This window comes from Corynebacterium sp. HMSC078A10 (assembly GCF_001811565.1).
In the GTDB taxonomy this organism is placed as follows: domain Bacteria; phylum Actinomycetota; class Actinomycetes; order Mycobacteriales; family Mycobacteriaceae; genus Corynebacterium; species Corynebacterium hesseae.
Genome location: NZ_KV805195.1, coordinates 206,602 through 232,530 on the forward strand (window position 1 = coordinate 206,602; position 25,929 = coordinate 232,530).

Sequence of the window (25,929 nt, forward strand, 5' to 3'; positions counted from 1 at the left end):
TCGGGGAAACTCACGGCGAGAATGCGGTATGCGCGATGCGTTGACCTTTAGAAGACGACGCGCAGGATGGACACCGTCGCCGCAGCGATGGCGGCGGCCGCCGGAAGGGTGATGACCCATGCCAAAGCGATGGGCTTCATCAGCTTCCAGTTGGCGGCGTGGTTCACAATGCCGACACCAAGGACGGCACCGATGAGGATGTGGGTCGAGGAGACCGGCAGGCCCAAGAGGGAAGCGGCCATGACGACGGCAGCAGCGGCCAGCTCGGCGGCGAAACCGGAGGAGGGGTGCATCTGGGTGAGGCCAGAACCAACGGTCTGGATGACGAAGCGGCCGATGAACCAGAGGCCGGCAACCAAGGCGATACCCATGGCTACCATGACCGGCAGCGGCACGGAAACTTCATCGGAGATCTGGTTGGTCTGCAAGACATCGAAGACCGCAGCGAAGGGGCCGATGGCGTTGGCGATGTCATTGGAACCGTGCGAGAACGCAAAGGCGGAGGCGGTGAAGACCTGCATCCAGGAGAAGAGGAGGAAGGTAGAGCGCTTCAGGGACTTCTTCTTCAGGGAGCGGGCAAAGATGAAGACGGCCATCCAGACGATGGCTCCAACCATGCCCATGACCAGGAAAGTTTCTAGGGCAGTGACATCGATGCCGGTGTGCTTCAGACCCTTGAAGAGCAACATCGCGGAGATAATCACGGCACCCAGAGCCGCGAGCAGCGGAACCCAGTTCTCGAGCGCGCGGTGTGCATTGACATCCTCGAGATCCTTGTTGAGGTTGTGCAGATCGCGGTAGTAGTCGGACTCGAGAGCCTCTGGGTCGTAGTCCTCTTCGGCGGTAAGAGCGGCGTCGCGAGCCATCGCATTTGTATAGGAGATCTGCTGCAGCTCGTTCATGCGCTCAAAGCGGGTCTTGTGCTCCTTGCGCAGCTCGGCGCGGCGAAGTTTGATGTCACGCAGGCGTTCGTCTGCGGCGTCGTTGTACACCAAGATGGAAGACTTGATCCACTTGAAAAGGAGGTACGCGGCAATACCGCCGAGAACCGGAGACAGCACCCAGGAGAAAGCGATGGTGCCAATTCCGCCCCATTGCACCATGTCCATGCCGCCCTTACCGGTGATGAAGCCGACGGTCAGAGCGGCGCCGACGATGCCGCCGACGATGGAGTGGGTGGTAGAAACCGGCCAACCCATGCGGGTGGCTACCAAAAGCCAGATGGCAGCGCCGAGCAGTGACGCCATCATGATGTAGACAAATTCCATCGGGTCGAGGCCATCGATGGCATCGAGGTCAACGATTCCGGAGCGGACCGTATCAGTCACCTCGCCGCCGGCGAGGATGGCACCGGATACCTCAAAGACCGCCGCGACAGCGAGGGCCTGCTTCATGGAGAGGGTTCCCGCGCCCACGGAGGTACCGAAGGAGTTGGCGACGTCATTGCCGCCAATGTTGAAGGCCATAAAGACAGCGAAGATAATTGCTGTAACAAGGACTACCTTGTTGGTTCCCTCAGCAACTTCTCCGTTGCCCCAAATGATGAAAAAGATCAGGGTGACAGCCGTGATGGCGCCGAAGAACAGGTGCCAAATCCAGTCCTTGTTCTTGCCATTCATCGACTCAAGATCAGGCATCGTCGGCGTGGCGGTGCTCAAGACGTCGTTCCTTTCATGAAGAGAACGCTGCGTGATGAGACAGTGTGAGCAGGCCGCGGGCGGGGCGCATTCGGCGTTGGCCCGGGCAGCGACATACCTGCCGCGGTGCAGGTGATAATGACATCACGCGCAGTTCTTTTATGCTTTTAAAGACAGAGCGGAACCCACCACGAACCGGCGGGAACTTGACTACCTTAAGGCATTAAGGTGTACGGCAGGTAAACATCTGGTGTATGTGAATCTAATCTGGGCTAATGGGGCACATTTGGGGGTGGTGCGACCTTGGGGTGGGCGCTTCTTAAGACCCTAAGACTTGTAAACCCCACGGCCTAAGGTGTCACACTGCTCCATTTTGCCGGAATTATAACCGGCGAGGAACGACTGCGCTCGGTCTTCGGAAGAGCCGTGCGTCCACGTATCGGGGCGTACTTCGCCGCCTGAGCGGCGCTGAATATTGTCATCACCCACGGCGCGTGCAGTGTTGACAGCATCAGTCACCTGCTGCTCGGTAATGGTTTCGAGCAGGGCATCGTCACCTTTGTCGGCGTAGTGCGCCCACAGGCCGGCATAGCAATCGGCCTGCAACTCAATCTTCACCGCGTTGGAATCCTCGCCGGGTTCGTTGTAATTCGACAGGCTGAGAGTTCCTTCCAGCTTTTGAATGTGGTGGCCGAATTCGTGGGCCACGATATACATTTGTGCCAATGGGGCGTTATCGCCGCCAAAGTTGCGGAGCTGATCAAAGAAGGCGGTGTCGAAGTAGGCCGACTCATCCGCCGGGCAGTAGAACGGGCCCGTGGCGCCGGAGGCCTGGCCACAGCCCGACATAGTGGTGTTGTTAAAAATGACGCGGCCAGGTTCGACGTAGTCGATGCCAGCCTGGTCTGGTAGCTGCTGCGCCCACACCTTGTCCACGGACTGGGCCGCAAACATGACGCGGCAATCGTCATACTTGTTGCCGTCTTCAGCGGTTTGGCAGTGCGCAAACGCGTCCTCCCCGCTTTCTTCGGGGCCGACCTGGGTCTGGTCGGCCTGGGGATCGCTTCCGGTGATGGCGCCGGGATCGCCGCCGAGAAGGAGATAGAGGCCGATGAGGAGGAGCGAACCAATGCCGCCGCCGGTAGCGATCATGCCGCCGCGGCCTCCACCGCCGGAGCTTGCTCGCTTACCATCAAAATTGGCGCCAGATTTAAAAGTCATGCTCCAGATTTTGCCACATGCTGGTGGTGGTGTCTGCTCGATAGTGGGTGCACCGCCATGCGCGCGGTGCTCACCCTAGCGCTGAGCAAGTCCGGTGCGGGCGGTAGACTTGGGCCGTTCAAGTACTTGCATCCCTCGGCGCGTGCTGTCTACGCGTGGCGTGAGTGGGTGTGAGCGTCAACGATGAGAAGGGATTGAACGAGAGTGCTGCGTACACATTTGGCAGGCGAACTGCGCAAGGAGTTGGCGGGGGAGACCGTCACCCTGACGGGGTGGGTCGCACGCCGTCGCGACCACGGTGGTGTTATCTTCATTGACCTGCGTGACCGCTCCGGCGTTGCCCAGGTTGTTTTCCGCGAGACCGAGGTAGCTGAGCGCGCCCACGATCTGCGTTCCGAGTACTGCGTCAAGGTCACTGGCGTCGTGGAGCCCCGCCCGGAGGGCTCGGCCAACCCGAACCTGGCCTCCGGCGAGATCGAGGTCAACGTCACGGACCTGGAGGTACTCAACAAGTCCGCAGCGCTGCCGTTCCAGATTGATGATCCATCCTCCTCCGGTGAGGTCGGTGAGGAGACCCGCCTGAAGTACCGCTACCTGGATCTGCGCCGCGAGCGCCAGCACGAGGCACTGCGCCTGCGCTCGGCCGCGAACCGCGCTGCCCGCCAGGTCCTGGACAGCCACGATTTCACTGAGATCGAAACCCCGACCCTGACTCGCTCCACCCCGGAGGGCGCCCGTGACTTCCTCGTGCCGGCACGCCTGAAGCCGGGCAGCTGGTATGCGCTCCCGCAGTCCCCGCAGCTGTTCAAGCAGCTGCTCATGGTCGCCGGAATGGAGCGCTACTACCAGATCGCTCGCTGCTACCGCGATGAGGACTTCCGTGCTGACCGCCAGCCGGAGTTTACGCAGCTCGACGTCGAAATGTCCTTCGTGGACCAGGATGATGTCATTGCTCTGGCAGAAGAGATCGTCTCCGCCCTGTGGAAGCTCATCGGCTACGAAATCAAGACCCCCATCCCGCGCATGACCTATGCCGATGCCATGAAGTACTACGGTTCCGACAAGCCGGACCTGCGCTTCGACATTAAGATCGTGGAGTGCACGGACTTCTTCAAGGACACCACCTTCCGCGTCTTCCAGAACGAATACGTCGGTGCCGTCGTCATGGAAGGCGGAGCCTCCCAGCCGCGCCGCCAGTTCGATGCATGGCAGGAGTGGGCAAAGCAGCGCGGTGCGAAGGGCCTGGCCTACATCACCGTTGCTGAGGATGGCACATTGGGTGGCCCGGTAGCCAAGAACATCACGGATGCCGAGCGCGAGGGTATTGCCGCCCACGTCGGCGCCAAGCCGGGCGATGCCATCTTCTTCGCTGCCGGCGAGACCAAGGCTTCCCGTGCGCTGCTGGGCGCAGCTCGCGGTGAGATTGCGAAGAAGCTCGACCTCATCAAGGACGGCGACTGGGCCTTCACCTGGGTCGTCGACGCACCGCTCTTCGAGCCCTCCGCCGATGCCACCGCCTCGGGTGACGTGGCTTTGGGCCACTCCAAGTGGACTGCAGTCCACCACGCCTTCACTTCGCCGAAGCCGGAGTACCTGGATAACTTTGACCAGAACCCGGGAGAGGCCTTGGCTTATGCCTACGACATTGTCTGCAATGGCAATGAGATTGGCGGCGGCTCCATCCGTATCCACGACCAGGATGTGCAGAAGCGCGTCTTCGACGTCATGGGCATCGGCGAAGAAGAAGCCCAGGAGAAGTTCGGCTTCCTGCTCGACGCCTTCCAGTTCGGTGCTCCGCCACACGGCGGCATCGCTTTCGGCTGGGATCGCATCGTCTCCCTGCTGGGTGGATTCGAGTCCATCCGCGATGTCATCGCCTTCCCGAAGTCCGGTGGCGGCGTCGACCCGCTGACCGACGCCCCCGGCACCATCCCCGCCGCGCAGCGCAAGGAGACCGGTGTGGACTTCAAGCCGGAGAAGGCTGCGAAGGCTGCCCAGGGTGAAAAGGCTGGGAAGGAGTCCTAAAGGCCCCACACCATGGGTGTACCTCATTGGGCCGACAACAAGTGGAAGCAGGCAAGCAAGTGAATCCGACGGGACACGAGTCCATGAATAATTCTGTGGCTGATGTCGTGGTAGCAGAAGCCTCACAGATGATTTCGCGCCGCTATGGCGGGGAGCCTGAGCTGAGTGACGTTGAGCAACTCACCGGCTCGGGCAATGCCGTGGTACTTCGTGCTCGGACGACTCCCAGCGCCTTCTTCCCGCATCGTTCGGTCGTCATCAAGTACAACCCGGTCACCGGGCACACTATTGATGACGCCGCACTTCTCCGTGAAGTGGTGGCCTATCAGTTCACCACGGCGCTGTCTGAGGAGGTCCGCCCAGGACCTGTGTTGCTCGCGCACGACGTGGACAAGCGCATTCTTGTGCTGTCCGACGCCGGCGAAGGCGACACCCTGGCGGACACCCTTGCGCGCAGCGGTGATGAAGACCGCGGCGAGCTGCTCAGGGCTCTGGGCAGCGCGTTGGGCAAAATGCATGCTGGGACCGCCGGGCGCGAAGAAGACTATGACGCCCTGCTCAAGCGCCAGTTACGTCGGCATCCCGAATACGCTGAGCACCAGGCATTGCGCGATGATTCCTTGCAGAGCTCCATTCTGATTGGTGCGGATATCCTCAGCGAGGCAGGACTGGAACCGCCGGAACACGTCCGCACATTGGCCCGTGCCGCCATGCAGAGTCTGAGTTCTGGCCGCAACCGCGCTTTTACTCCCTTCGACCTGTCCCCAGACAACATCATCGTCGGCTCAACGCTGACCTTCTTGGACTATGAGTGGGCCGGTTTCCGCAACGTCGGCTTTGACGTGGCCTGCGTGGTGGCCGGCTTCCCGCAGTTTCTTTTTTCTCGGCCGATCACTGATGCCGAGGCGGGGCTTTTCATCCATGCCTGGCAGCGCCGCATTGTCGATGTCTGGCCGCAGCTCGCCGATGAGAAGACGCTGCACGAGTTGCTCGTCTCCTGCCTCATCGGTTGGGCTCTGTCGAGCGTGACCACGATGTATGCCGGCGGGATCGAAGGGGTCGTCGCGTTGGCGGAAGGCAACGCTGAGATCTACCGTGACCCGCACCGTTCTCTGCTTCGTCGATCCGACCATGGTCCGTTCAGCGAGGATGAAATACTGATTCGGCGCGATCTTTATGAGACCTTCGAAGCGCTGTCGCGGTTTGCCGCGCAATGTAGCAATGACGGGTGCTCTGCGGTCGCCGAGTTTGGGCGAGCCGTGGCCTCTCGACTCCGGGAGCCCTGATGGGGCAGGAGTCACTCTTCGGCGATGACCAGTCAGCGCCAAGCCTGCCGGGTGGCCCCGATATGTTTGCAACCCACCCCGGTTCGCCGCTGGCCGCGCGCATGCGGCCGCAAAACCTCGATGAAGTAGTGGGGCAGAAGCACCTCCTGGAGCCGGGAACCCCGCTGCGTAGGCTGGTGGAAGGCTCAGGCGAGGCCTCCGTCATCCTGTACGGGCCGCCGGGAACCGGAAAGACGACGCTGGCCTCACTCATCGCATCTTCCTTGGGAGATAACTTCATTGGGCTTTCCGCCTTGGACTCCGGTGTGAAGCAGGTTCGAGAGGTGATCTCCCACGCCCGCCGTGAGCTGATTCAAGGGCGCCGCACCGTGCTGTTCATCGATGAGGTGCACCGCTTCTCCAAGACTCAGCAGGACGCGCTGCTCGCGGCCGTCGAAAACCGCACCGTGCTGCTCGTGGCCGCCACCACCGAAAATCCTTCCTTTTCCGTCGTGGCCCCGCTGCTTTCGCGTTCCTTGTTGCTGCACTTGGAGCCGCTGGACGACGCCTCCCTGCGCACCCTCGCCGAGCGCGCATTGACCAGCGAGCGGGGATTGGCGGGAAGGATCACCGCAACGGACGATGCTCTAGACCAGCTGGTGCTGCTCGCCGGGGGCGATGCTCGGCGCACACTGACCTATCTTGAGGCGGCGGCCGAGGCAGTGCCCGATGGCGGTGAACTCACCGTTGAGGTTCTCAAAGAAAACGTCAATCGCGCGGTGGTGCGCTATGACCGCGACGGCGACCAGCATTATGACGTGGTCTCCGCGTTTATTAAGTCCATCCGCGGTTCCGACGTGGATGCCGCGCTGCATTACCTGGCCCGCATGATTGAGGCAGGCGAAGACCCGCGTTTCATCGCCCGCCGGCTTATCGTGCATGCCTCCGAAGACATCGGAATGGCTGATCCCACCGCGCTGCCCACTGCCGTGGCCGCAGCGGAGGCCGCGGCCCTTATCGGATTACCCGAGGCGCGTATTCCGCTGGCTCAGGCGACAATCCATCTCGCTACGGCACCGAAATCCAATTCCGTTATCAACGCCATCAACGCGGCCCAGGCCGACGTTCGCGCCGGCAAGAGCGGGCATGTGCCCGCGCACCTGCGCGACGGCCATTATGAGGGAGCGAAACGCTTGGGCAATGCAGTGGGCTATCAGTACCCGCATGATGATCCGCGCGGTGTACTGTCCCAGCAGTATTTGCCGGAGACGCTGGCGGATGCCGAGTACTATCACCCCACCGACCATGGCGCGGAGAAGCGTGTGCGCGAGTACCTGGGAAGGCTGCGGGACATCATCCGGGGGCGGCGTCGCTAAGCACAGCACCGGACGGGTAAAGTTGAGCGCTGACTAGAAACCATTCAACAGTGAAGGAATTTTGCTCGTGAAGACTCATGAGATCCGGGAACGCTTTACCCAGCACTTCGTCAAGGCCGGCCACGAGGCCGTCCCCAGCGCGTCGCTGATCCTGGATGACCCGAACCTGCTCTTCGTTAACGCCGGCATGGTTCCCTTCAAGCCCTACTTCCTGGGCCAGCAGAACCCGCCTTTTGCTAACGGCACGGCGACCTCTATCCAGAAGTGCGTGCGCACCTTGGACATCGAGGAAGTGGGCATTACCACCCGTCACAATACCTTCTTCCAGATGGCGGGTAATTTTTCCTTTGGCCAGTACTTTAAGGAAGGCGCAATTACCCACGCCTGGAACCTGCTGACCACCTCCGTCGATGAAGGCGGTTTGGGCCTCGACCCGGAGCGTTTGTGGGTCACGGTCTACCTCGACGATGATGAGGCGGCCGATATTTGGCACAACAAGATCGGCGTGCCCACCGAGCGTATTCAGCGCCTAGGCATGGAAGACAACTACTGGTCCATGGGTATTCCCGGGCCGTGCGGTCCGTGCTCTGAGATCTACTATGACCGCGGGCCGGAATATGGCCAGGATGGCGGCCCGATTGCGGATGATAACCGCTACATGGAGATCTGGAACTTGGTCTTCATGCAGAACGAGCGTGGCGAAGGCATCGGCAAGGGCAACTTCGAGATCGTGGGCGAGCTGCCCAAGAAGAACATTGATACCGGCATGGGCATCGAGCGCGTGGCCTGCATCCTGCAGGGTGTGGACAACGTCTACGAGACGGACCTGCTGCGCCCGGTCATCGACGTAGCCGAGGAACTTACCGGTGCGACGTACGTTCCGGATGCTCCGAAGGAAGACCTCATTCGCTTCCGCGTGGTGGCGGACCACTCGCGTACCGGCATGATGCTCATTTTGGACGGCGTTACCCCCGGTAACGAGGGTCGTGGCTACATTCTGCGTCGCTTGCTGCGCCGCATCATCCGCTCCGCCAAGCTGCTTGGCGCGAAGGGTGAGACCATGGAGCGTTTCATGAACACCATCATGGACACCATGACCCCGTCCTACCCGGAGATCGCCGACAACCGCGAGCGTATCCTGCGCGTTGCCGTGGCGGAGGAGAAGGCCTTCCTGAAGACGCTGGAGTCAGGCACCAAGCTTTTCGACGAAGCCGTGGAGGAACTGAAGAGCACCTCTCGTGCGGCCACCCCGAAGGTCCTCTCCGGCGAGAAGGCTTTTGAGCTGCACGATACCTATGGTTTCCCCATCGACCTGACCTTGGAGATGGCTCAGGAAGCCGGTTTGACCGTAGACATGGAAGGCTTCGACGCCGCCATGGGCGAGCAGCGCCGCCGCGCCAAGGCCGATAATCAGGCTAAGAAGCATGGTCATGCTGACCTGTCGCTCTACCGCGAGTGGGTGGATAACCACCCGACGTTGTTCACGGGCTATGAAACCCTGGAGTCCGAGGCCAAGGTCATCGGCCTTGTGCGCGATGGTCAGAAGGTAACCGAGGTCGAGGCAGGAGATACCGTCGAGGTAATCCTGGACCAGTCGCCGCTTTATGCTGAAGCCGGTGGCCAGACCGCCGACCATGGTCGAATCTTCGCGGGCGAGACCCTCCTTGAGGTCAACGATGTGCAGAAGATTGGCAAGAAGCTGTGGGTGCACAAGGCTACGGTGACCGCCGGTGGGCTTGAGTTGGGCAACGGCGTGACGGCTGCCGTTGATGAACAATGGCGCCACGGCGCCGTGCAGGCGCACTCGGCGACGCACCTTATCCACGCAGCGCTGCGCCAGGTGCTAGGCCCGACTGCAGTCCAGGCTGGTTCCTTGAACCGACCCGGCTACCTGCGCTTTGACTTCAACTACACCGACCAGCTCACCCAGGAGCAGCTCGATGAGATCGCTTTGGTGACGAACCAGGCGGTGGACCAGCACTTCCCGGTCAATACCATCGAGACGTCTTTGGAGAAGGCCAAGGAGATGGGCGCGATGGCCCTCTTTGGTGAGAACTACGGTTCCGAGGTCCGCGTCGTGGAGATGGGTGGCCCGTTCTCCATCGAGCTCTGCGGTGGTACGCACGTGAAGAACACCGCTGAGATTGGCCCGGTGTCTGTCCTTGGCGAATCCTCCGTGGGTTCGGGCGCGCGCCGTATCGAGGCTTATTCGGGTCTGGATGCATTCCGCTTCTACTCCAAGGAGACCGCACTCGTGGAAGGCGTGTCCCGCGAGCTCAAGGTGCAGACTGAGGATCTTCCGGAGCGCATCGCGCAGCTGACGGAGAAGCTCAAGGCCGCTGAGAAGCAGATTGCGGAGCTGCACAAGGCCCAGCTCATGTCGCAGACCGCGGAGATGATTTCTGGTGCGACCACCGTTAATGGCTTCACCCTCGTATCGGTCAAACTTCCTAACGGAGTAAACGGCGGTGATCTGCGCACGTTGGCCTCGGATATCAAGAACCGTCTCGGTGATGTCGCCGGTGTGGTTGTCCTGGCATCGGAGAACGAGGGCGGCAAGCTCCCGTTCATCGTTGGCGCCACTAAGCCTGCCGTCGAGCGCGGCGTCAAGGCTGGTGACTTGGTCAAGGTTATTTCTGGCTATGTTGACGGCAAGGGCGGCGGAAAGCCCGATATGGCTCAAGGTTCCGGCGCCAACGCTGAAGGTCTCCAGCAGGCCTTCGACGCCGTCCGTGATGAGCTCGAAGCCCACTAACGAACGCGCCCTAGTTGGCTGCAGTTGTAGCTGACTCGCAGAATCAGGAGGAGCACGATGGCCGTAGAACCCGACAAACCAGTCGCGGACGATCCCGGCCCGGGGCGCCGTTTGGGCCTCGACGTCGGTACTGTCCGCATCGGCGTGGCCGTCTCTGACCGGGACGCGCGCTTGGCCATGCCGGTCGAAACCGTCCGGCGTGAGACCGGGTTTAAAGACCGCGATCAGGGTGATATCGACCGCCTGCTTGAGCTGATTTACGAGTATGACGTGGTTGAGGTAGCCGTTGGTTTGCCGCGCGATCTCAAGGGCAATGGTTCATCAAGTGTTAAACATGCCAAGGAAATCGCGTTTCGTATCCGCCGCCGCTTGGCAAAAGATGACAGGATGAAAGAACCTCCGCCCGTGCGTATGGTGGATGAACGCCTTACTACCGTGGTCGCCTCCTCCGCATTGCGGGCCTCTGGCGTATCAGAGAAGCGAGGTCGCTCGGTGATTGACCAAGCAGCCGCGGTGGAAATTTTGCAATCCTGGCTGGATGCGCGCCATTTCGCGTTGAACGGCCACAGCCCTTCAAACGTAGGAGACGAAGTACGTGAGCCGTAAACCTTCACGCATCGGACGCTCGATGGAACCCCAATATGTCAAGCGCCGTCAGCGCGGCATGGCCGTGCTCATTGCGAGCTTGGTCCTGATCATCGGTGGACTTGGCTACATTGGTTTCCGCCTGTTGGGAGGGGGCAGCACCTTGGACTATGAGGGGCAGGGCAATGGAGTAACCCAGCTTGTTCAGGTTCCGGAGGGCTCGTCGATGAGCGAGCTGGCACCTGAATTGGCGGAGAAGAACGTGGTGAAGACGCCCGAAGCTTTCTCTTCTGCGGCCAACTCGAATCCGCGCGCGAGCCAAATCAAGCCTGGATTCTACCGCCTTCAGGAGGAGATGAGCGCGAAGTCTGCCGTCGAAGCGCTGCTTGATGAAGGCAACATGGTTGACCTCCTCGACGTGCAGGGCGGAGCTACGCTTCTCGACGTCAACGTGGTCGGCGGTGATGTCCGCTACGGTATTTACTCGCTGATTTCTCAGGTCTCCTGCAAGGAGGGCGAATGCGTATCCGCCGAGGAGCTGGAGAAGATCGCGGCCACGGTGGATCCTGCTGAGCTGGGTGCGCCGGAGTGGGCATTGGAGGAAATTCGTGCCCGCGGTGAGGACCCCAAGCGTATTGAGGGCCTTATCGCTCCGGGCCAGTACGTCCTCGATCCGAACATGGACGCTAAGGAGATTCTGACGGATCTCATCACACGTTCGACGAAGAAGTACAACGACACCAATATCGTTGACCGCGCCCAGGCAATTGGCCTCAAGCCCTACGAGCTTCTTACTGCGGCTTCGCTGGTGGAGCGCGAGTCCCCGGCCGGTGAGTTCGACAAGGTCGCCCGTGTAATCCTCAACCGCCTTGATGAGCCGATGCGCCTCGAGCTGGACTCCACGGTCAACTATGGCCTCGAGGATGTTGAGCTGGCCACCACCGATGAGGATCGCCACCGCGAGACTCCTTGGAATACCTACGCGAAGGACGGTCTCCCTGACTCACCGATTGCCTCTCCTTCGGAGGAAGCTATCGGGGCCATGGAGAACCCCGCGGAGGGCAACTGGCTCTTCTTCGTCACCGTCGACGACAAGGGCACCACGGTGTTTACCGATAATTACGACGAGCACCTCGCCAACGTCGATGACGCTGTTCGCTCCGGCATCCTTGACAGCCAGCGCGAAGGCGCTGGCGAGCCGCCGGCCGGCGAGCCACCGGCTGAGGAGCAGTAACCTGATGCCCCGCGCCGCAGTTCTGGGCAGCCCTGTCGCTCATTCCTTGTCCCCGGTCCTCCATAACGCAGGCTATGAAGCTGTGAATTTGGAGGATTGGGACTACACCAAGATTGAGGTGACGGACCTAGCTGCCTTCCTCGCCGATGCGGGGGAGGAGTACCGCGGCTTTTCGGTCACCATGCCGCTCAAGTTCGACGCACTCGCCTGCGCGAACATCGTCAGCGAACGCGCCGAGCTCATCGGCTCCGCGAATACCTTGGTGCGCACCGAAGACGGGTGGCGTGCGGATAACACGGATACCGAGGGAGTACTGGGCGCGCTCGACGAGCTGCTTGGAACGTCCCAACCGTCGACGGCACTGCTCATCGGAGCAGGTGGAACCGCACGGCCTGTCCTGTGGGGCCTAGCCCAGCGCGGTGTGCAGGACGTTACGGTGCTCAATCGCTCCGACCGCATCGCCGAGCTGCGCCCGCTGGCTGATGACCTTGGCCTCACCCTCCACGCGGCAACGTTCAGCGATGATCTCGCGGGGCTTGCGCGTTCGGTAGATCTCGTGGTCTCCACCGTTCCCTCCGCCGCCGTGGAAGAGCACCTAACGCAGCTGGCCAAAGCTCCGGTATTTGACGTTATCTATGATCCGTGGCCAACTCCGTTGACCGTTTATGCCGCTGCCGACGGCTACCCGACAGTCGGCGGGCACGTCATGTTGGCCAACCAGGCCTATTCGCAGTTCGAGCAGTTTACAGGGCACACCGCTCCACGGGCAGAGATGCTGGCTGCTCTAAACAAGGCGCTCAAGCTACCCTGATCGGTTCCCCAAACCACTGCGTGCGCCTTGTCTTTCCGCGCGGTAGGCTGCGGGCTATGGGGGATGTGCTTTTCTTGGCGTGGGGGTGCGCCTTAATTGTTTATGACCTGCGTTTTAAGCGCTTGCCTAATTTTCTGACGCTGCCGGCCGCGGCTTTATCGTTGTGCTGGTTCAGTTTGGCGGGCCTGCTCTGGCTAGGCCTGTACGTGTTAGTGGCGCGTTTTAGCCGTGCAGGAAGCGTGGGCGGGGGCGACCTCAAGCTGGCTCTGCCTCTGGGAATGGTGACCGCCCACGCAGCGGGCCTACCAGGGGTTGCGTTGGCGATGATGGGGGCGGCGCTCAGCACGGTGTTGTGGGGAATCATCACGCGGGATAGGGCGCCTGCGCATGGTCCTGGGATGCTGTTTGCTGCGACTCTCGTCGTGTTCTTTAGCCCCAACACGGTGTGATAGTTGGCCTAGTGACCACGAAAGAAGCCCTGGCATGCGATAATAGTCCGCATGCTTCGTTGGACTACCGCAGGTGAATCTCACGGTCAAGCGCTCATTGCACTCATTGAGCACATGCCGGCAGGGGTTCCCGTTTCCCAAGACGACATCGCTCTCCAGCTCTCTCGCCGCCGCCTTGGCTATGGACGTGGCGCGCGCATGAAGTTTGAGGCTGATGACCTCACCCTGCTCAGCGGCATCCGCCACGGCTTGACCCTGGGCAGTCCTATCGCCATCATGATCGGCAACACTGAGTGGCCAAAGTGGACCACCATCATGTCGCCCGATGCCTTGGATCCGGAGGATCCGGAGTCCGCTAAAGCTATGGCTTCCGGTCGCGGCGCCCCGCTGACCCGCCCGCGCCCCGGCCACGCTGATTTTGCTGGCATGGTGAAGTTTGATCACTCGGAGGCGCGCCCCATCTTGGAGCGCTCTTCCGCGCGTGAGACCGCCGCCCGCGTGGCTGCAGCCACCGTCGCACGCAACTTCCTCCGTGAAACATTGGGCGTCGAAGTGCTCTCCCACGTGATCTCGATTGGCGCCTCCGAGCCCTATGAAGGCCCGTCGCCCAGCTTTGCAGAAATCGAAGCTATCGATGCTTCTCCGGTTCGGGCCTGCGATAAGGCCGCAGAGGAATCTATGATCTCAGAGATTGAAACCGCTAAGAAGCAAGGCGATACCCTTGGCGGCATCGTTGAGGTCATCGTGGAGGGCCTGCCAATTGGCTTGGGCTCGCACACGTCAGGGGAGGACCGTCTCGACGCACAGCTCGCCGCTGCCTTGATGGGCATTCAGGCCATCAAGGGCGTTGAAGTCGGTGATGGTTTTGCTGAGGCCCGCCGTCGCGGAAGCGAGGCTCATGATGAGATGGTCCGAACCGATCGCGGCGTGGATCGAGAAACTAACCGGGCGGGCGGTCTAGAAGGTGGAATGACTAACGGCCAGACGCTGCGCTTGCGCGCGGCGATGAAGCCGATTTCCACAGTTCCGCGTGCCTTGAAGACGGTGGATATGGCCACAGGTGGAGCGGCGACCGCCATCCATCAGCGCTCCGATGTGTGTGCGGTTCCGGCTGCTGGTGTTGTTGCAGAAGCAATGGTGGCGTTGGTCCTTGCGCGCGCCGTGTTGGAAAAGTTTGGTGGAGATAGCCTCGCTGAGACTAAGCGGAACATCGCCTCCTACCAGGACTATGTGGCAAGCCGCCTGGATTGGGGTGAAGCATGAGCTCCCCACACGTCGTCTTAGTTGGGCCTCCCGGCTCTGGAAAGACTACGATTGGTCGCCGCTTGTCACGGGCGCTGAACTGTGACGTTGTTGATTCTGATGATCTGATCGAGGCCCGCTACGGCAAGGCCTGCGGTGAAGTGTTTTCTGAACTGGGTGAGCCGGCATTCCGTGAGGTAGAAGCAGAAGCGGTGCGCGAGGCACTGGCCACCACTGGGGTCGTGAGCCTCGGCGGCGGAGCAGTGCTGACCGAATCCACACGTGCCTTGCTCGATAACCTGACCGTCGTATTCCTCGATGTCACGCCGGAAGAAGGCGTAAGCCGCACGTTGGGTGATGCGAACCGCCCCGTGTTGGAATCTGCAGATCCATTGGCGCACTATACCCAGCTTTTGGAGGCGCGCCGCCCCCTTTACTCGGAGGTAGCTGATTTGAAGGTGCGCACCGGTGTGCGCTCCCCGCAACAGGTAGTGGGCGATATTTTGAGTTTCCTTGAAACCCTCTAAAACACCGGCTGCTTTGCTTTAACCTCATGATGAAGCCGCACAATCACCGCTAGCCCAACCAAAGGAGCACTACTCATGCACACTATTCCGGTTAATGGACCTTCACCTTATGAAGTCACAATTGGCACTGGTCTGAGCACAGAAATTATTGGGCGCGTGGCGGACATTGGAGCGGTTAAGGTGGCGGTCATTCACCAGCCGCCGCTCGCGCAGGCTGCCGGTGACCTCGCCGAGCAAGCTCGTGCACAGGGAATTGAGGCAACTCTGGTCGAAGTGCCCGATGCAGAGGCAGCTAAGCAGCTCGATGTACTTGCCCGGCTTTGGGATACCTTCGGGGAGGCTGGTTTCAGCCGCCGTGACGCCGTTATTGGTCTCGGCGGCGGTGCCGTGACCGACTTGGCAGGCTTTGCCGCAGCGACGTGGATGCGCGGCATCCCCGTAATCCAGGCGCCGACCACACTGCTAGCGATGGTGGACGCGGCCGTTGGTGGAAAGACAGGTATTAACACTGCCGCAGGCAAGAACCTTGTTGGGGCTTTCCACGAGCCGGACTCAGTCTTTGTCGATCTGGACCACCTGCGCACCCTACCTGCCGACGAAATCGTCGCCGGTTCCGCAGAAATCATCAAGACTGGCTTCATCCATGATCCGCGCATCATCGAGCATTACCTTGCGGATCCTGCCGCTTGCCTGGAGCCCGACGGCCTGCTGCCCGAGCTCATCCAGCGTTCCATCGCGGTCAAGGCGCACGTGGTGGGCCAGGACTTAAAGGAATCGGGGCTGCGCGAAACCCTCAATTACGGCCACACCTTCGGCCACGCCGTAGAGCGCCGCGAAAACTACACTTGGCGCCACGGCCGCGCGGTAGCAGTGGGCATGATGTTCATCGCCTACTTGTCCCACGCACGCGGGCTTATCGACGCCAACCTGGTAGCCACCCACCGCGACATTCTCACCCGAATTGGGTTGCCCACAACCTATGAGCAGGGCCATTTCGAACAGCTGCTGGATGGCATGCGCCATGACAAGAAGAACCGCGGTGGCCACATCCGTTTTGTGGCCCTCACGGGAATCGGGGAAACCACGCGCTTGGAAGATGCTACCGTCGACGAGCTACGCGCAGCCTATGCGCAGCTCGCCTCATAAAAGCTTAAGGAGTTTGCCATGACCATTCTCGTTCTCAACGGCCCGAACCTCAACCGTCTGGGCAAGCGTCAACCAGAAATCTATGGCAGCGAAACCCTAGAGGACATCGAGCGTCGCGTCCGCGCAGCGGCGGGGGAGGAAGAGATCGTCTTCTTCCAGTCCAACCACGAGGGCGAGCTCATCGAGCAGGTGCATCGTGCCGCCGACGAAGGCTGGCCCGTCATCATCAATCCGGGTGGGTTTACGCATACGTCGGTGGCACTGCGCGATGCCCTAGCGGAAGTAGCCGATGGTCCAGGTTTCGTTGAGGTACACCTATCTAATGTGCACGCGCGGGAAGCATTCCGTCAGCACTCCTACCTGAGCCCGATAGCACGCGGTGTCATCGCTGGGCTTGGCTCTTATGGATATGTCGCGGCACTGGGGTACTTCCTCGCAAATTAGCTATCATGGAGTATCGCTTGAAATGAATGGAGTGGTTCTCATATGGCATTAGCCGATACTCGTTATAGCAACCGCCGCCGCAAGCTCATGACCGTGCTCTCTGGTCAGCGCGTCGACGCGATCATCGTCACCCATTTGACGCACGTGCGCTACCTTACCGGCTTCTCCGGTTCGAATGGTGGTCTATTGTTGCGCAAGGACCTCTCCGCGCTCATGGCTACGGACGGCCGCTACACCACACAAATTGCTGAAGAGGTCCCGGATATCGAAGCCAGCCTCGGTCGCGATGTGGGCCCGCACCTGCTGGGGCAGGTTTCTGAGGACCTTCGCGTTGGCTATGAAGCCGACTATGTCACCGTTTCACAACTTGAGCGGCTGGAGAAAGCAAAACCGGAGGGCGTTACTCTGGTGCCTGTCACCGGCGTAGTAGAGAAGATTCGCCTCGTCAAGGACAATGTCGAGCTTCAAAAACTCGAAGAAATCGCAGCTTTGGCAAACCAGGCGCTGACCGAACTCGTCGAGGCCGGGGAAGTAGCCGCTGGACGCACGGAGCGCCAGGTGGCCGCCGACCTTGAATACCGGATGCGCATGCTTGGCTCGGAACGCGTGAGCTTCGACACCATCGTGGCCTCCGGCGAGAACTCTGCAAAGCCCCACCATGGTGCGGATGACCGCGAACTGCGCAAGGGCGATTTGGTAACGATTGACTTCGGCGCTCACCTCCGCGGCTTTAACTCAGACTGCACCCGTACCTTCGTCATCGGTGAGGTTTCTGATTTCGCCCGCGAAATCTATGACATTGTCCTGCGCGCCCAGGAAGCGGGTGTCAAGGCAGCGGTGCCAGGTGCCAAGCTTCTCGACGTCGACGCGGCCTGCCGCGACATTATTGCCGATGCTGGCTATGGTGACTACTTCGTTCACTCCACCGGCCACGGCATTGGTCTCGACGTGCATGAAGGGCCTTATGCGGCCACAACCGGAAAGGGTACGTTGGCTGAGGGCATGACCCTGACCATTGAGCCCGGCATCTACGTCCCAGGCAAGGGAGGAGTGCGCATCGAGGACAGCCTCATTATCACTTCAGGGGCCCCGAAGATCATCACGGCTTACCCGAAGGACCTTCAGGTGCTGTAGCTAGCACCCCTTGGCGCCGTACTTGATGCGCGTACGGTATGCTTAGACACTGTTTTCATAGTTTCGACTACAAGTTATTTGGGAGAGTCATTTCATGGCAGATACCACTGATTTCAAGAACGGCCTCGTTCTGAAGATCGACAACAAGCTGCAGCAGATTGTTGAGTTCCAGCACGTCAAGCCCGGCAAGGGCCCGGCATTCGTGCGCACCAAGCTCAAGGACGTGGTCTCTGGCAAGGTGACCGACAAGACCTTTAACGCTGGTGTGAAGGTGGAGACCGCCAACGTCGACCGCCGCGACATGACCTACCTGTACAACGATGGCCAGAACTACGTGGTCATGGATGATAAGACTTTTGAGCAGTTCGAGCTTCCGTTTGATAAGTTCGGCGACGCTGGCAAGTTCCTGCTGGAGAACATGCGCGTTCAGGTGTCCTTCCATGACGCTGAGGCTTTGTTCGGCGAGCTGCCGATCTCCGTTGACCTGAAGGTGGAGCACACCGAACCGGGCCTGCAGGGTGACCGCTCCAATGGTGGCACCAAGCCGGCAACGCTCGAGACCGGTGCCGAGATTCAGGTTCCGCTGTTCATTGAGATCGGAAACGTTCTCAAGATTGATACCCGTACCGGCGAGTACCTCTCTCGCGTCAACAACTAAGATGACCCAACCAGAGCCAAACTATAAGCGCCACACGGCGCGCTACCGAGCACGTCGCCGCGCCGCGGATATTCTTTTCGAAGCTGAATCGCGCGACGTCGATCCGGTAGCCATCGTTGAGGACCGCGTAGAGCTGGCCCGCGACCCTGAAAACGGCGTGGCGCCGGTCGCGGACTATACCCGTGAAATCGTCAGCGGAGCTGCCGAAGAACTGGATGACATCGATGACGCGATCGCCCGCTACCTCTCCAGCGAGTGGTCGCTCGAGCGCATCCCGGCTGTCGATCGTGCGATCATGCGCGTAGCGGTATGGGAAATCCTCTTTAACGCGGACGTTCCTAACGCTACCGCGCTCGTCGAAGGCGTGGAGCTTGCCTCGGAATACTCCAATGACAAGGCAGCACCTTATATCCACGCTGTGTTGGATGACGTCATCCAGGCCCAGTCTGCGGATAGCCCAATGGACTCGGCATCTGCCGTGGAATCTGAAGAACCCGCTGAGACTGCGGAAGATGAAGGCGACTCCGAGTAGAGCCTACGTCTTTCCCTGAATCCCGAAACTCCGGCCAACTAACCTTTGTGGACTGGCCGGAGTTTTGTCTTGGTCGAGTTCAAATAGGAAACTGCCCTAGCTGCCAATGATCCTGAACCTGCCTGCGGCAGGAGCAAAGGTGTTGGCAACTAGGGCAGTTGCGGTAGTGATGCTGCGTGCTAGAGCAGCGAAGAGAGGAAATCCTTAGTGCGCTGGTGCTGCGGATTGTCCAAGACTTGCTCGGGGGTGCCGGTTTCAATGACGCTGCCGCCGTCCATGAAGACGATGTTGTCGGCGACTTCACGTGCAAAGCCCATCTCGTGAGTAACGACGAGCATGGTCATGCCATCGGCGGCAAGCTCCTTCATAACGCGGAGGACTTCGCCGACCAGCTCGGGGTCGAGGGCGGAGGTGGGTTCGTCGAAAAGCATCAGCTTTGGATCCATGGCCACAGAGCGGGCAATGGCGACGCGCTGCTGCTGACCACCGGAAAGCTGCACCGGGTACGCATCTGCCTTGTGCGCGAGGCCCACCTTTTCCAGCAGTTCCATCGCTTTCTTCTTTGCCTGTTCTGGATTCTGCTTTTTCACCTGGACGGGGGCCTCGATGATGTTCTCCAGGACTGTGCGGTGGCTGAACAGATTGAACTGTTGGAACACCATGCCGATGTCTTGGCGTTGAGCGGCGGCTTCCTTTTCGGAGATTTCATAGAGCACGCCGTTGCGTTCACGGAATCCGATGAGTTCGCCGTCGACGTAGAGGCGGCCGGCCGTGACCTTCTCTAGGTGATTGCAGCAGCGAAGGAAGGTTGATTTTCCGGAACCGGAGGGGCCCAGTAGGCAGGTGACCTCGCCGGGCATGACGGTGAGATCGATGCCCTTGAGAACCTCGAGCTGACCGAAGGATTTATACACATTCTGTGCAGAGATCATTGGGGTGGTCATTAGTTCTTTACCTCCGGGATGACAGACACGTTGCGGGGAATGGTTCCTTCAGCATCCGCCAGCGCAGCCAGCTGGCGGCCGGTGAGCTCGCGGGTGGCGCCACGTTCGAAGCGGCGCTCCAAGAAGTACTGGCCCACCATAAGAAGCGAGGTGATGGCCAGGTACCACGTCGCTGCCACCATGAGTAGCGGGATGGGCTCGAAAAGCGCAGCGGAGATATCCGTGGCGCGGCCGAAAATCTCTGCGGTGTAGGGAATTGCCACCACAAGGGAAGACGTCTTCAGCAAGGAAATGAACTCATTACCGGTCGGCGGGATGATGATGCGCATGGCCTGCGGGAGAACCGTGCGGCGCATGGTCATCCACCAGCCCATACCCAGGGCCTTGCTGGCTTCCTTCTGGCCCTCGGGAACCGAAGAGATGCCGGAGCGGACGATTTCCGCCATGTAGGCGGCTTCGTTCAGGCCCAAACCGAGCACGGAGAGCAGGAATGCATTGGTGAGTACCTCCGTGAGAGAAATCTCCGTAAACCCGAGGTTGATGGATTGGTAGAGCGCGGAGAGCAGGCCCCAGAAGACGAGCTGCACGTAGATCGGGGTTCCTCGGAATAGCCACAGGAAGATCCAGGACACACCCCCGAGCACGGGGTTGGGGGACATACGCATCACGGCGAGAGCGGCGCCGCCCACGACGCCAATGATCATCGCCAGAATCGTAATCGCGATGGTGTGCAGCGCGGCGGTGGCGATGCGAGTGTCGAAGAGGTATTGGAAGTAAGTGCCCCACCCGAAGGCCTCGTTGCGCGCCGAAGAGATGATGAACCACACAGCAAGAAGAACGAGGAGGGCGGCGAAGATCCATCGCCACGGGTGGCGAAGTGGCCGGGCTTCGATCTTCGGTGGGGTAGCCGAAGCCGCAGAATCCGATGCTGCCGGGAGAGAGGAATTAGTCATTGATCGGCCTTTCATTAATCATTGCGTGTTCGACGAGCCCCTCGGTAACGCCCCATTTTTCGAGGATTTCTGCGTAGGCCCCGGTGTCAATAAGGTGCTGGAGCGCGGCTGCCACGGCAGGTCCGAGTTCGGAGTCCTTAGGTACGGCAAACCCATAGGGAGCGGCGTCAAACATTTCGCCGACCATGGACATACGCCCGTCCGAGCGGTTGACCGCCCACGCAGAGACTGGTGAGTCCGCCGAAAGCGCGTCCGCGCGGCCCATGAGTACCGCGAGGGCGGCGTTGTCACTCGTGTCATAGGGGAGGATGGTCAGGTCCCCATCGCAGGCTTCTTGCTTCGGACGTAAGTCGTCCGTCTCGGACACGGTGGTGCGCTGCACCGCGACGGTGAGGCCACAGGGATTCGATGGATCAACCTTGTTGGGGCCGTCGGTGAGCTCCGCCCACTGAATGCCGGCGTAGAGGATATCGACGAAATCGAAGTTCTCACGGCGCTCGTCAGTATCGGTAAACCCAGACCCGCCGAGATCGATCTGCCCGGACTGGACTGCCGGCAAAATCATGGAAAAGTCCTGCTCCACCGGCTGGAATTTGAGGCCCATCACTTGGGCGACTGCATTGGCCAAGTCCATTTCAAGGCCGATGAGCGAACCATCGGAATCCTTGAACTCGAAAGGCGCAAACGGTGGGTTTGTGCCTACGGTGAGGACCCCATCTGCGTCCTGGTACATCGCGGCGATCTCGGGTACTTCGTCCACGTTAGGCTCTGACCAGCCTTCTGGCAGCGCCGGCTCCTCGTTGGTGACGCAGCCGGAGAGGGCAACGGAGGCCAGCGCTCCGACGGCGCCCACGACGACCTTCTTCTTATTCATGCTTTAACTCTCTTGATAACTTGCGGCTTTGCGCCTATCCACGACGATGAAAATGGCGACGATGATGCCGCCGAGCGCGAACATGAGCAGGATAAGCGGTGTGGAAGCATCCTGGTCCGCGCCCCACGGCCATAATGCGCGAAGTGAGCCGAGCATAAATCCGGCCATGGCGGCCAAGGTCGGATCGCGGTGGGTATCGAGCAGGTAATTCAAAACCTTGACGAACGCGGCAAGGCCGCACACCGCGCCAAGGGCGAAGACGCCCACAACGGTCATGTCCCGGTCAGAGACCGCGCCAATGACAGGCTGGTAGAGGCCCATCGTCAGCAAGATGAGTGAGCCCGACACGCCGGGGAGAACGAGCGCGCAGACGGCCACCATGGCCGCCAAGAACACCACAATCAGGCTGGGGTCTTCGACAGGCGTTGAAGTAAAGCCGGTAACGAAGAAGATCGCGACGGTGGCGATGATGAATGCAGCTATGGACGCGGGCGTAAACCGCGACATCATGCTAATTGGAACGATGATGGACACGGCGACCATGCCGAGGAACAATGCGCGGGACAAGGACACTTGCCCTTCCACAAAGTTGTGGAGCAGCGTAGAAAAACCGAAGACGGCAAGGAACATGCCGGCGGCGACTGAGACGAGGAAGCCCCATTCAGCTTTTTTGAAACGGCCGGAAATGAGATCATTGGCGTTGTGCAAAGCGCGTTCATAGATGCCTACGATGAGCGCGACGGTGCCTCCGGAAATTCCGGGGACCAGCTCGGCCATGCCAATGAGGGCGCCGCGAATGGCGTTAAGAATATAGTGCATAAACCGAAAGTAACGTTGACAGTCTCCTCGGTGGGGATGCCGTGCCGAGGGAGAGGAATGAGCAGATGACTCCTTATTCTCTCATTGTGCGACGCGCTTATGCAAACTATTCAGCCCATAGAAGGTTATACGTTGACTACATCGGCAAGCGCTTTGCCACTTCGCCATAGATTGAGCCCAAGATGGCGAAGGCGGCGAGGCCTACGAGACCGTCGAGAAGCACGGTGTAGAAGGTATTCAATTGCGGGTCATCGGAGGAGGCTGCGGACTTGCGCAGCTCCTGGTAATAAGAGGAGCCTTCCACCTTGGAAGAAACTTCCTTGTCGGTGCTGGATTCCGCAGCGGTAGCAACAGTGGTACCGCCCAAGGTAAGGGCGGCTGCGGTGCTCAAGGCAATGATCGTGCGACGCATGATGACGGGTTCCTTTCGGTTGAAAACACTAATACCCCACAACATTCTCTGTTGCGGGGTGGAATTGTGCCCCTGGTGAGACTCGAACTCACACTACACGGGTTTTGAATCCGTTGCCTCTGCCAATTGGGCTACAGGGGCGCACAAGCAACGATACTAGCGCAGCTGACCAATGGGAACCTAATTGCCTGCCTAAGGGCAGCGTCGGTGCTGATTGGCGCAACACGTTAGGATGGGCCGGGTGACTACTTCTCAGCCCCGACTCTTGCTCATCGACGGCCACTCCATGGCCTTCCGCGCATTTTATGCACTGCCCGCGGAGAACTTTTCTACCTCGGGCGGGCAGCATACGAATGCGGTCTACGGATTCCTTTCCATGCTGGCGAATATCTTGGCGGAGGAGAAACCGGACTTCGTCGCGGTAGCCTTCGACGTGGGCCGCAAGACCTTCCGCACGGAGATGTTCCCCGCCTACAAGGCACAGCGCGAAGCCGCGCCGGAAGAGTTCCGGGGGCAGGTTGAGCTCATCCGTGAGGTTTTGGAGACGCTGGGAATCACCACGCTGTCGCGCGAGAACTTCGAGGCCGATGACATCGTGGCTACGTTGTCCACGCAGGCGGGCGCGGACTATGAGACCTTCCTGGTCACCGGTGACCGCGACTATTTGCAGCTTGTCAACGACTCCACGACCGTCCTCTATCCCATGCGCGGGGTGTCCAAGCTACATCGCTTTACCCCGGAGGCCGTGGAGGAGAAGTACGGTCTGACCCCGCAGCAATATCCGGACTTTGCTGCCCTGCGCGGAGATCCTTCCGATAACTTGCCCTCCGTGCCAAAGGTGGGGGAGAAGACCGCCACGAAATGGATTACCCAGTATGGCTCCCTCGATGGCCTTATCGAGCATGCCGAGGAGATCAAGGGAGTGGCGGGCCAGAACTTCCGCGACCGCATCGAACAGGTCAAGCTCAACCGACAGCTCACCCAAATGGTGACGGATATGGACCTGGAGGTCGGCCCGGCAGACCTGGAATTCAAGGGTGCGGTGGCCAGCGAGGTTGCGGCTCGCTTCGACGAGTTGGAATTCGGCACCAACCTGCGCGAGCGGGTCCTCAACGCCGTCCCGCACGACGCCGCCGCGGAAGCTGCTGCGGCTGAGGAAACCCCGGACGTCACGGTTACCGTGGTGGACACTCCGCTGGCTGAGTGGCTCGAGGGTAAGGAAGACGTAGCAGTCTTCGTACAAGGTGATGGGACCCCGGGCGCGGGTGATGCTGCAGCACTGGCACTGGTCGATTCCTCCTTTGAGGGCCGCCAGATTGAGTTGGCAGATCTCGATGCTAAGGACGACGCCGCGCTGGCCGCGTGGTTGTCATCAGACGCGCCGAAATACCTACACGAGGCGAAGGCCGCCTGGCACATGCTGGCCGGCCGGGGGATTGAACTGCGCGGAATTGCTCACGACACCGCCCTTGCCGCCTACCTCTTGCGTCCGGGTCAGCGCACGTATGCGTTGACGGACGTGTACCAGCGCCACCTACAGAAGTCCCTCGGCGCGGCCACGGAGCAGCTCTCCATCCTTGATGAGAACCCACTGGTGGATCAGGCCGCTGCCATTATGGAGTTAGCGGCAGAACTAACGCGTCAACTCCAGGAGATTGACTCCTTCGAGCTCTATACCGACCTAGAGTTGCCGCTGGTAGGCATCCTTGCCCGCATGGAAGCCGCCGGTATTGCGGTCGACAGAGATGTCTTAGAAACTCAGCGTGATGCCTTCATTGAGCAGGTCAATGAACAGGAACGCGCCGCCCGCGAGCTGGCCGGTGATGATTCTCTCAACCTGAATTCCCCGAAGCAGCTGCAGTCGGTGCTCTTCGATACCTTTGACATGCCGAAGACGAAGAAGACCAAGACCGGCTATTCCACCGCGGCTAAGGAAATTGAGCAGCTTGCTGCAACTCATCCGCACCCCTTCTTGGATCACCTGCTGGCCCACCGCGAGTATCAGAAGATGAAGACAACGCTGGAAGGTCTCATTAAGACCATTCAGCCGGATGGCCGCATCCACACCACGTTTAACCAAACGGTGACTTCGACGGGCCGTCTGTCTTCGACGGAACCGAACCTGCAGAATATTCCGGTGCGCACTGAGGCAGGACGCCAGATCCGTTCGGCTTTTGTGGTCGGCGAAGGCTTTGAGTCCTTGATTACGGCCGACTACTCCCAGATTGAGATGCGTGTCATGGCGCATCTCTCCGCAGACCCCGGGCTCATCGAGGCCTACCGCGAAGGCGAGGACCTGCATAACTACGTCGGATCCAAGGTTTTCGATGTACCGGTGGATGAGGTCACCTCGGAGCTGCGCCGCCGAGTCAAGGCTATGTCCTATGGCTTGGTCTATGGACTTTCCGCTTTTGGCCTATCGCAGCAGCTGGGTATCCCAGCGCGCGAGGCTAAGGAGATTATGGAGAGCTACTTTGAGCGTTTCGGCGGCGTGAAGCGCTACCTCGACGAGGTAGTGGTGCAGGCCCGAAAGGACGGTTATACCTCCACGGTCTTTGGGCGCCGCCGCTACCTGCCGGAGCTAAACTCCGATAACCGCGTGGCCCGTGAGAACGCTGAGCGCGCTGCCTTGAACGCGCCCATCCAGGGAACTGCTGCGGATATCATCAAGGTTGCCATGATCCGTGTGGATAAGGCCCTTGAAGGCATGGCCTCGCGCGTGCTGCTCCAGGTTCACGATGAGCTTGTCGTGGAGGTGGCTCCCGGAGAGGCAGAAGACGTACAGCGCATCCTAGAACGCGAAATGGACAAGGCTATCGAGTTGACTGTTCCGCTCGAGGTGTCCGTTGGCGTGGGCAAGAACTGGGATGCCGCAGCGCACTAGAG

Annotated in this window: 23 protein-coding genes and 1 tRNA gene; 16 read left to right on the forward strand and 8 right to left on the reverse strand. The window is 60.2% G+C overall.

All coding sequences use genetic code 11. The annotated features are described in order from the left end of the window. Positions 1-47 precede the first annotated feature (47 nt). Positions 48-1,637: an inorganic phosphate transporter gene (locus HMPREF2808_RS04655; RefSeq protein WP_210386591.1), complete on the reverse strand. Its 1,590-nt coding sequence runs from the start codon at positions 1,635-1,637 to the stop codon at positions 48-50. 327 nt (positions 1,638-1,964) lie between these two features. Further along, positions 1,965-2,858, reverse strand: a complete 894-nt coding sequence (locus HMPREF2808_RS04660) for a KPN_02809 family neutral zinc metallopeptidase (protein WP_070563032.1) — start codon at positions 2,856-2,858, stop codon at positions 1,965-1,967. 204 nt (positions 2,859-3,062) lie between these two features. Between HMPREF2808_RS04660 and aspS the strand changes: the two genes are divergently transcribed. From aspS to nusB, 15 genes are all read left to right on the forward strand, one after another. Then, positions 3,063-4,883, forward strand: a complete 1,821-nt coding sequence (aspS, locus tag HMPREF2808_RS04665; RefSeq protein ID WP_070563035.1) for an aspartate--tRNA ligase — start codon at positions 3,063-3,065, stop codon at positions 4,881-4,883. Positions 4,884-4,966: 83 nt separating this feature from the next. Next, positions 4,967-6,169 carry a phosphotransferase family protein gene (locus tag HMPREF2808_RS04670; RefSeq protein WP_070563177.1) on the forward strand — a complete coding sequence of 401 codons (1,203 nt, stop codon included), beginning with the start codon at positions 4,967-4,969 and terminating at the stop codon, positions 6,167-6,169. After that, positions 6,169-7,524 carry a replication-associated recombination protein A gene (locus tag HMPREF2808_RS04675; RefSeq protein WP_070563038.1) on the forward strand — a complete coding sequence of 452 codons (1,356 nt, stop codon included), beginning with the start codon at positions 6,169-6,171 and terminating at the stop codon, positions 7,522-7,524. The genes HMPREF2808_RS04670 and HMPREF2808_RS04675 overlap by 1 nt, the downstream gene beginning before the upstream one ends. Before the next feature lie 67 nt (positions 7,525-7,591). Next, positions 7,592-10,279 (forward strand): alanine--tRNA ligase, encoded by a 2,688-nt coding sequence (gene alaS, locus HMPREF2808_RS04680; RefSeq protein WP_070563289.1) that lies wholly within the window; start codon positions 7,592-7,594, stop codon positions 10,277-10,279. Positions 10,280-10,336: 57 nt separating this feature from the next. Then, positions 10,337-10,885: a Holliday junction resolvase RuvX gene (gene ruvX / locus HMPREF2808_RS04685; RefSeq protein WP_070563044.1), complete on the forward strand. Its 549-nt coding sequence runs from the start codon at positions 10,337-10,339 to the stop codon at positions 10,883-10,885. Positions 10,886-10,907: 22 nt separating this feature from the next. Further along, positions 10,908-12,098, forward strand: coding sequence for an endolytic transglycosylase MltG (mltG, locus tag HMPREF2808_RS04690; RefSeq protein ID WP_070563047.1), 1,191 nt, complete (start codon positions 10,908-10,910; stop codon positions 12,096-12,098). Between the two features lie 4 nt (positions 12,099-12,102). Continuing rightward, complete coding sequence (locus HMPREF2808_RS04695; RefSeq protein WP_070623983.1) at positions 12,103-12,909, forward strand: shikimate dehydrogenase; 807 nt, start codon at positions 12,103-12,105, stop codon at positions 12,907-12,909. 56 nt (positions 12,910-12,965) lie between these two features. After that, positions 12,966-13,358: a prepilin peptidase gene (locus HMPREF2808_RS04700; RefSeq protein ID WP_070623986.1), complete on the forward strand. Its 393-nt coding sequence runs from the start codon at positions 12,966-12,968 to the stop codon at positions 13,356-13,358. Between the two features lie 51 nt (positions 13,359-13,409). Then, the gene (aroC, locus tag HMPREF2808_RS04705; protein ID WP_070529862.1) at positions 13,410-14,621 is read left to right on the forward strand and encodes a chorismate synthase; all 1,212 of its coding nucleotides are present in this window, start codon (positions 13,410-13,412) and stop codon (positions 14,619-14,621) included. After that, a complete protein-coding gene (locus HMPREF2808_RS04710; RefSeq protein WP_070563060.1) occupies positions 14,618-15,127 on the forward strand; it encodes a shikimate kinase in 510 nt (169 codons plus the stop codon). Before aroC ends, HMPREF2808_RS04710 begins: the two co-directional genes overlap by 4 nt. Positions 15,128-15,202: 75 nt before the next feature. Continuing rightward, positions 15,203-16,273, forward strand: a complete 1,071-nt coding sequence (gene aroB, locus HMPREF2808_RS04715) for a 3-dehydroquinate synthase (RefSeq protein ID WP_070623989.1) — start codon at positions 15,203-15,205, stop codon at positions 16,271-16,273. 18 nt (positions 16,274-16,291) lie between these two features. Beyond that, entirely contained in the window at positions 16,292-16,717 is a 426-nt protein-coding gene (aroQ, locus tag HMPREF2808_RS04720) for a type II 3-dehydroquinate dehydratase (protein WP_070623991.1), read from the forward strand. Positions 16,718-16,759: 42 nt separating this feature from the next. Continuing rightward, the gene (locus HMPREF2808_RS04725) at positions 16,760-17,851 is read left to right on the forward strand and encodes a M24 family metallopeptidase (protein ID WP_070623993.1); all 1,092 of its coding nucleotides are present in this window, start codon (positions 16,760-16,762) and stop codon (positions 17,849-17,851) included. A gap of 94 nt (positions 17,852-17,945) precedes the next feature. Further along, positions 17,946-18,509 carry an elongation factor P gene (efp, locus tag HMPREF2808_RS04730; protein ID WP_070623996.1) on the forward strand — a complete coding sequence of 188 codons (564 nt, stop codon included), beginning with the start codon at positions 17,946-17,948 and terminating at the stop codon, positions 18,507-18,509. 1 nt (position 18,510) lies between these two features. Next, positions 18,511-19,041: a transcription antitermination factor NusB gene (nusB, locus tag HMPREF2808_RS04735; protein ID WP_070623999.1), complete on the forward strand. Its 531-nt coding sequence runs from the start codon at positions 18,511-18,513 to the stop codon at positions 19,039-19,041. Positions 19,042-19,220: 179 nt separating this feature from the next. Here the strand turns inward: nusB and HMPREF2808_RS04740 are convergent, their stop codons facing one another. The 6 genes from HMPREF2808_RS04740 to HMPREF2808_RS04765 all read right to left on the reverse strand — a co-directional run bounded on the left by HMPREF2808_RS04740 (position 19,221) and on the right by HMPREF2808_RS04765 (position 23,184). Further along, positions 19,221-19,985 carry an amino acid ABC transporter ATP-binding protein gene (locus HMPREF2808_RS04740; protein ID WP_070522216.1) on the reverse strand — a complete coding sequence of 255 codons (765 nt, stop codon included), beginning with the start codon at positions 19,983-19,985 and terminating at the stop codon, positions 19,221-19,223. Further along, a complete protein-coding gene (locus HMPREF2808_RS04745; RefSeq protein ID WP_070624002.1) occupies positions 19,985-20,938 on the reverse strand; it encodes an amino acid ABC transporter permease in 954 nt (317 codons plus the stop codon). The genes HMPREF2808_RS04740 and HMPREF2808_RS04745 overlap by 1 nt, the downstream gene beginning before the upstream one ends. Further along, positions 20,931-21,812, reverse strand: coding sequence for an ABC transporter substrate-binding protein (locus tag HMPREF2808_RS04750; RefSeq protein WP_070624004.1), 882 nt, complete (start codon positions 21,810-21,812; stop codon positions 20,931-20,933). Before HMPREF2808_RS04750 ends, HMPREF2808_RS04745 begins: the two co-directional genes overlap by 8 nt. 3 nt (positions 21,813-21,815) lie before the next feature. Next, entirely contained in the window at positions 21,816-22,631 is an 816-nt protein-coding gene (locus tag HMPREF2808_RS04755) for a DUF368 domain-containing protein (RefSeq protein ID WP_070624006.1), read from the reverse strand. 136 nt (positions 22,632-22,767) lie between these two features. Then, a complete protein-coding gene (locus tag HMPREF2808_RS04760; RefSeq protein ID WP_070529889.1) occupies positions 22,768-23,043 on the reverse strand; it encodes a hypothetical protein in 276 nt (91 codons plus the stop codon). Positions 23,044-23,110: 67 nt separating this feature from the next. Continuing rightward, a tRNA-Leu gene (locus tag HMPREF2808_RS04765) sits at positions 23,111-23,184 on the reverse strand. 91 nt (positions 23,185-23,275) lie between these two features. Here HMPREF2808_RS04765 and polA point away from each other — a divergent pair. Next, positions 23,276-25,927, forward strand: coding sequence for a DNA polymerase I (gene polA, locus HMPREF2808_RS04770; protein WP_070624007.1), 2,652 nt, complete (start codon positions 23,276-23,278; stop codon positions 25,925-25,927). The last annotated feature ends 2 nt before the right edge of the window (positions 25,928-25,929 follow it).

Bases quoted from the DNA above. Each gene is read 5' to 3' on its own strand.
- aroQ (WP_070623991.1), top strand. From the start codon at position 16,292: ATGACCATTCTCGTTCTCAACGGCCCGAACCTCAACCGTCTGGGCAAG.
- HMPREF2808_RS04755 (WP_070624006.1), bottom strand. From the start codon at position 22,631: ATGCACTATATTCTTAACGCCATTCGCGGCGCCCTCATTGGCATGGCC.
- efp (WP_070623996.1), top strand. From the start codon at position 17,946: ATGGCAGATACCACTGATTTCAAGAACGGCCTCGTTCTGAAGATCGAC.
- aroB (WP_070623989.1), top strand. From the start codon at position 15,203: ATGCACACTATTCCGGTTAATGGACCTTCACCTTATGAAGTCACAATT.
- HMPREF2808_RS04725 (WP_070623993.1), top strand. From the start codon at position 16,760: ATGGCATTAGCCGATACTCGTTATAGCAACCGCCGCCGCAAGCTCATG.
- HMPREF2808_RS04750 (WP_070624004.1), bottom strand. From the start codon at position 21,812: ATGAATAAGAAGAAGGTCGTCGTGGGCGCCGTCGGAGCGCTGGCCTCC.
- HMPREF2808_RS04695 (WP_070623983.1), top strand. From the start codon at position 12,103: ATGCCCCGCGCCGCAGTTCTGGGCAGCCCTGTCGCTCATTCCTTGTCC.
- HMPREF2808_RS04670 (WP_070563177.1), top strand. From the start codon at position 4,967: ATGAATAATTCTGTGGCTGATGTCGTGGTAGCAGAAGCCTCACAGATG.
- HMPREF2808_RS04745 (WP_070624002.1), bottom strand. From the start codon at position 20,938: ATGACTAATTCCTCTCTCCCGGCAGCATCGGATTCTGCGGCTTCGGCT.
- HMPREF2808_RS04675 (WP_070563038.1), top strand. From the start codon at position 6,169: ATGGGGCAGGAGTCACTCTTCGGCGATGACCAGTCAGCGCCAAGCCTG.
- HMPREF2808_RS04700 (WP_070623986.1), top strand. From the start codon at position 12,966: ATGGGGGATGTGCTTTTCTTGGCGTGGGGGTGCGCCTTAATTGTTTAT.
- HMPREF2808_RS04655 (WP_210386591.1), bottom strand. From the start codon at position 1,637: ATGCCTGATCTTGAGTCGATGAATGGCAAGAACAAGGACTGGATTTGG.
- ruvX (WP_070563044.1), top strand. From the start codon at position 10,337: ATGGCCGTAGAACCCGACAAACCAGTCGCGGACGATCCCGGCCCGGGG.
- HMPREF2808_RS04740 (WP_070522216.1), bottom strand. From the start codon at position 19,985: ATGACCACCCCAATGATCTCTGCACAGAATGTGTATAAATCCTTCGGT.
- HMPREF2808_RS04660 (WP_070563032.1), bottom strand. From the start codon at position 2,858: ATGACTTTTAAATCTGGCGCCAATTTTGATGGTAAGCGAGCAAGCTCC.
- nusB (WP_070623999.1), top strand. From the start codon at position 18,511: ATGACCCAACCAGAGCCAAACTATAAGCGCCACACGGCGCGCTACCGA.
- HMPREF2808_RS04760 (WP_070529889.1), bottom strand. From the start codon at position 23,043: ATGCGTCGCACGATCATTGCCTTGAGCACCGCAGCCGCCCTTACCTTG.
- aroC (WP_070529862.1), top strand. From the start codon at position 13,410: ATGCTTCGTTGGACTACCGCAGGTGAATCTCACGGTCAAGCGCTCATT.
- HMPREF2808_RS04710 (WP_070563060.1), top strand. From the start codon at position 14,618: ATGAGCTCCCCACACGTCGTCTTAGTTGGGCCTCCCGGCTCTGGAAAG.
- polA (WP_070624007.1), top strand. From the start codon at position 23,276: ATGGGCCGGGTGACTACTTCTCAGCCCCGACTCTTGCTCATCGACGGC.
- mltG (WP_070563047.1), top strand. From the start codon at position 10,908: ATGGAACCCCAATATGTCAAGCGCCGTCAGCGCGGCATGGCCGTGCTC.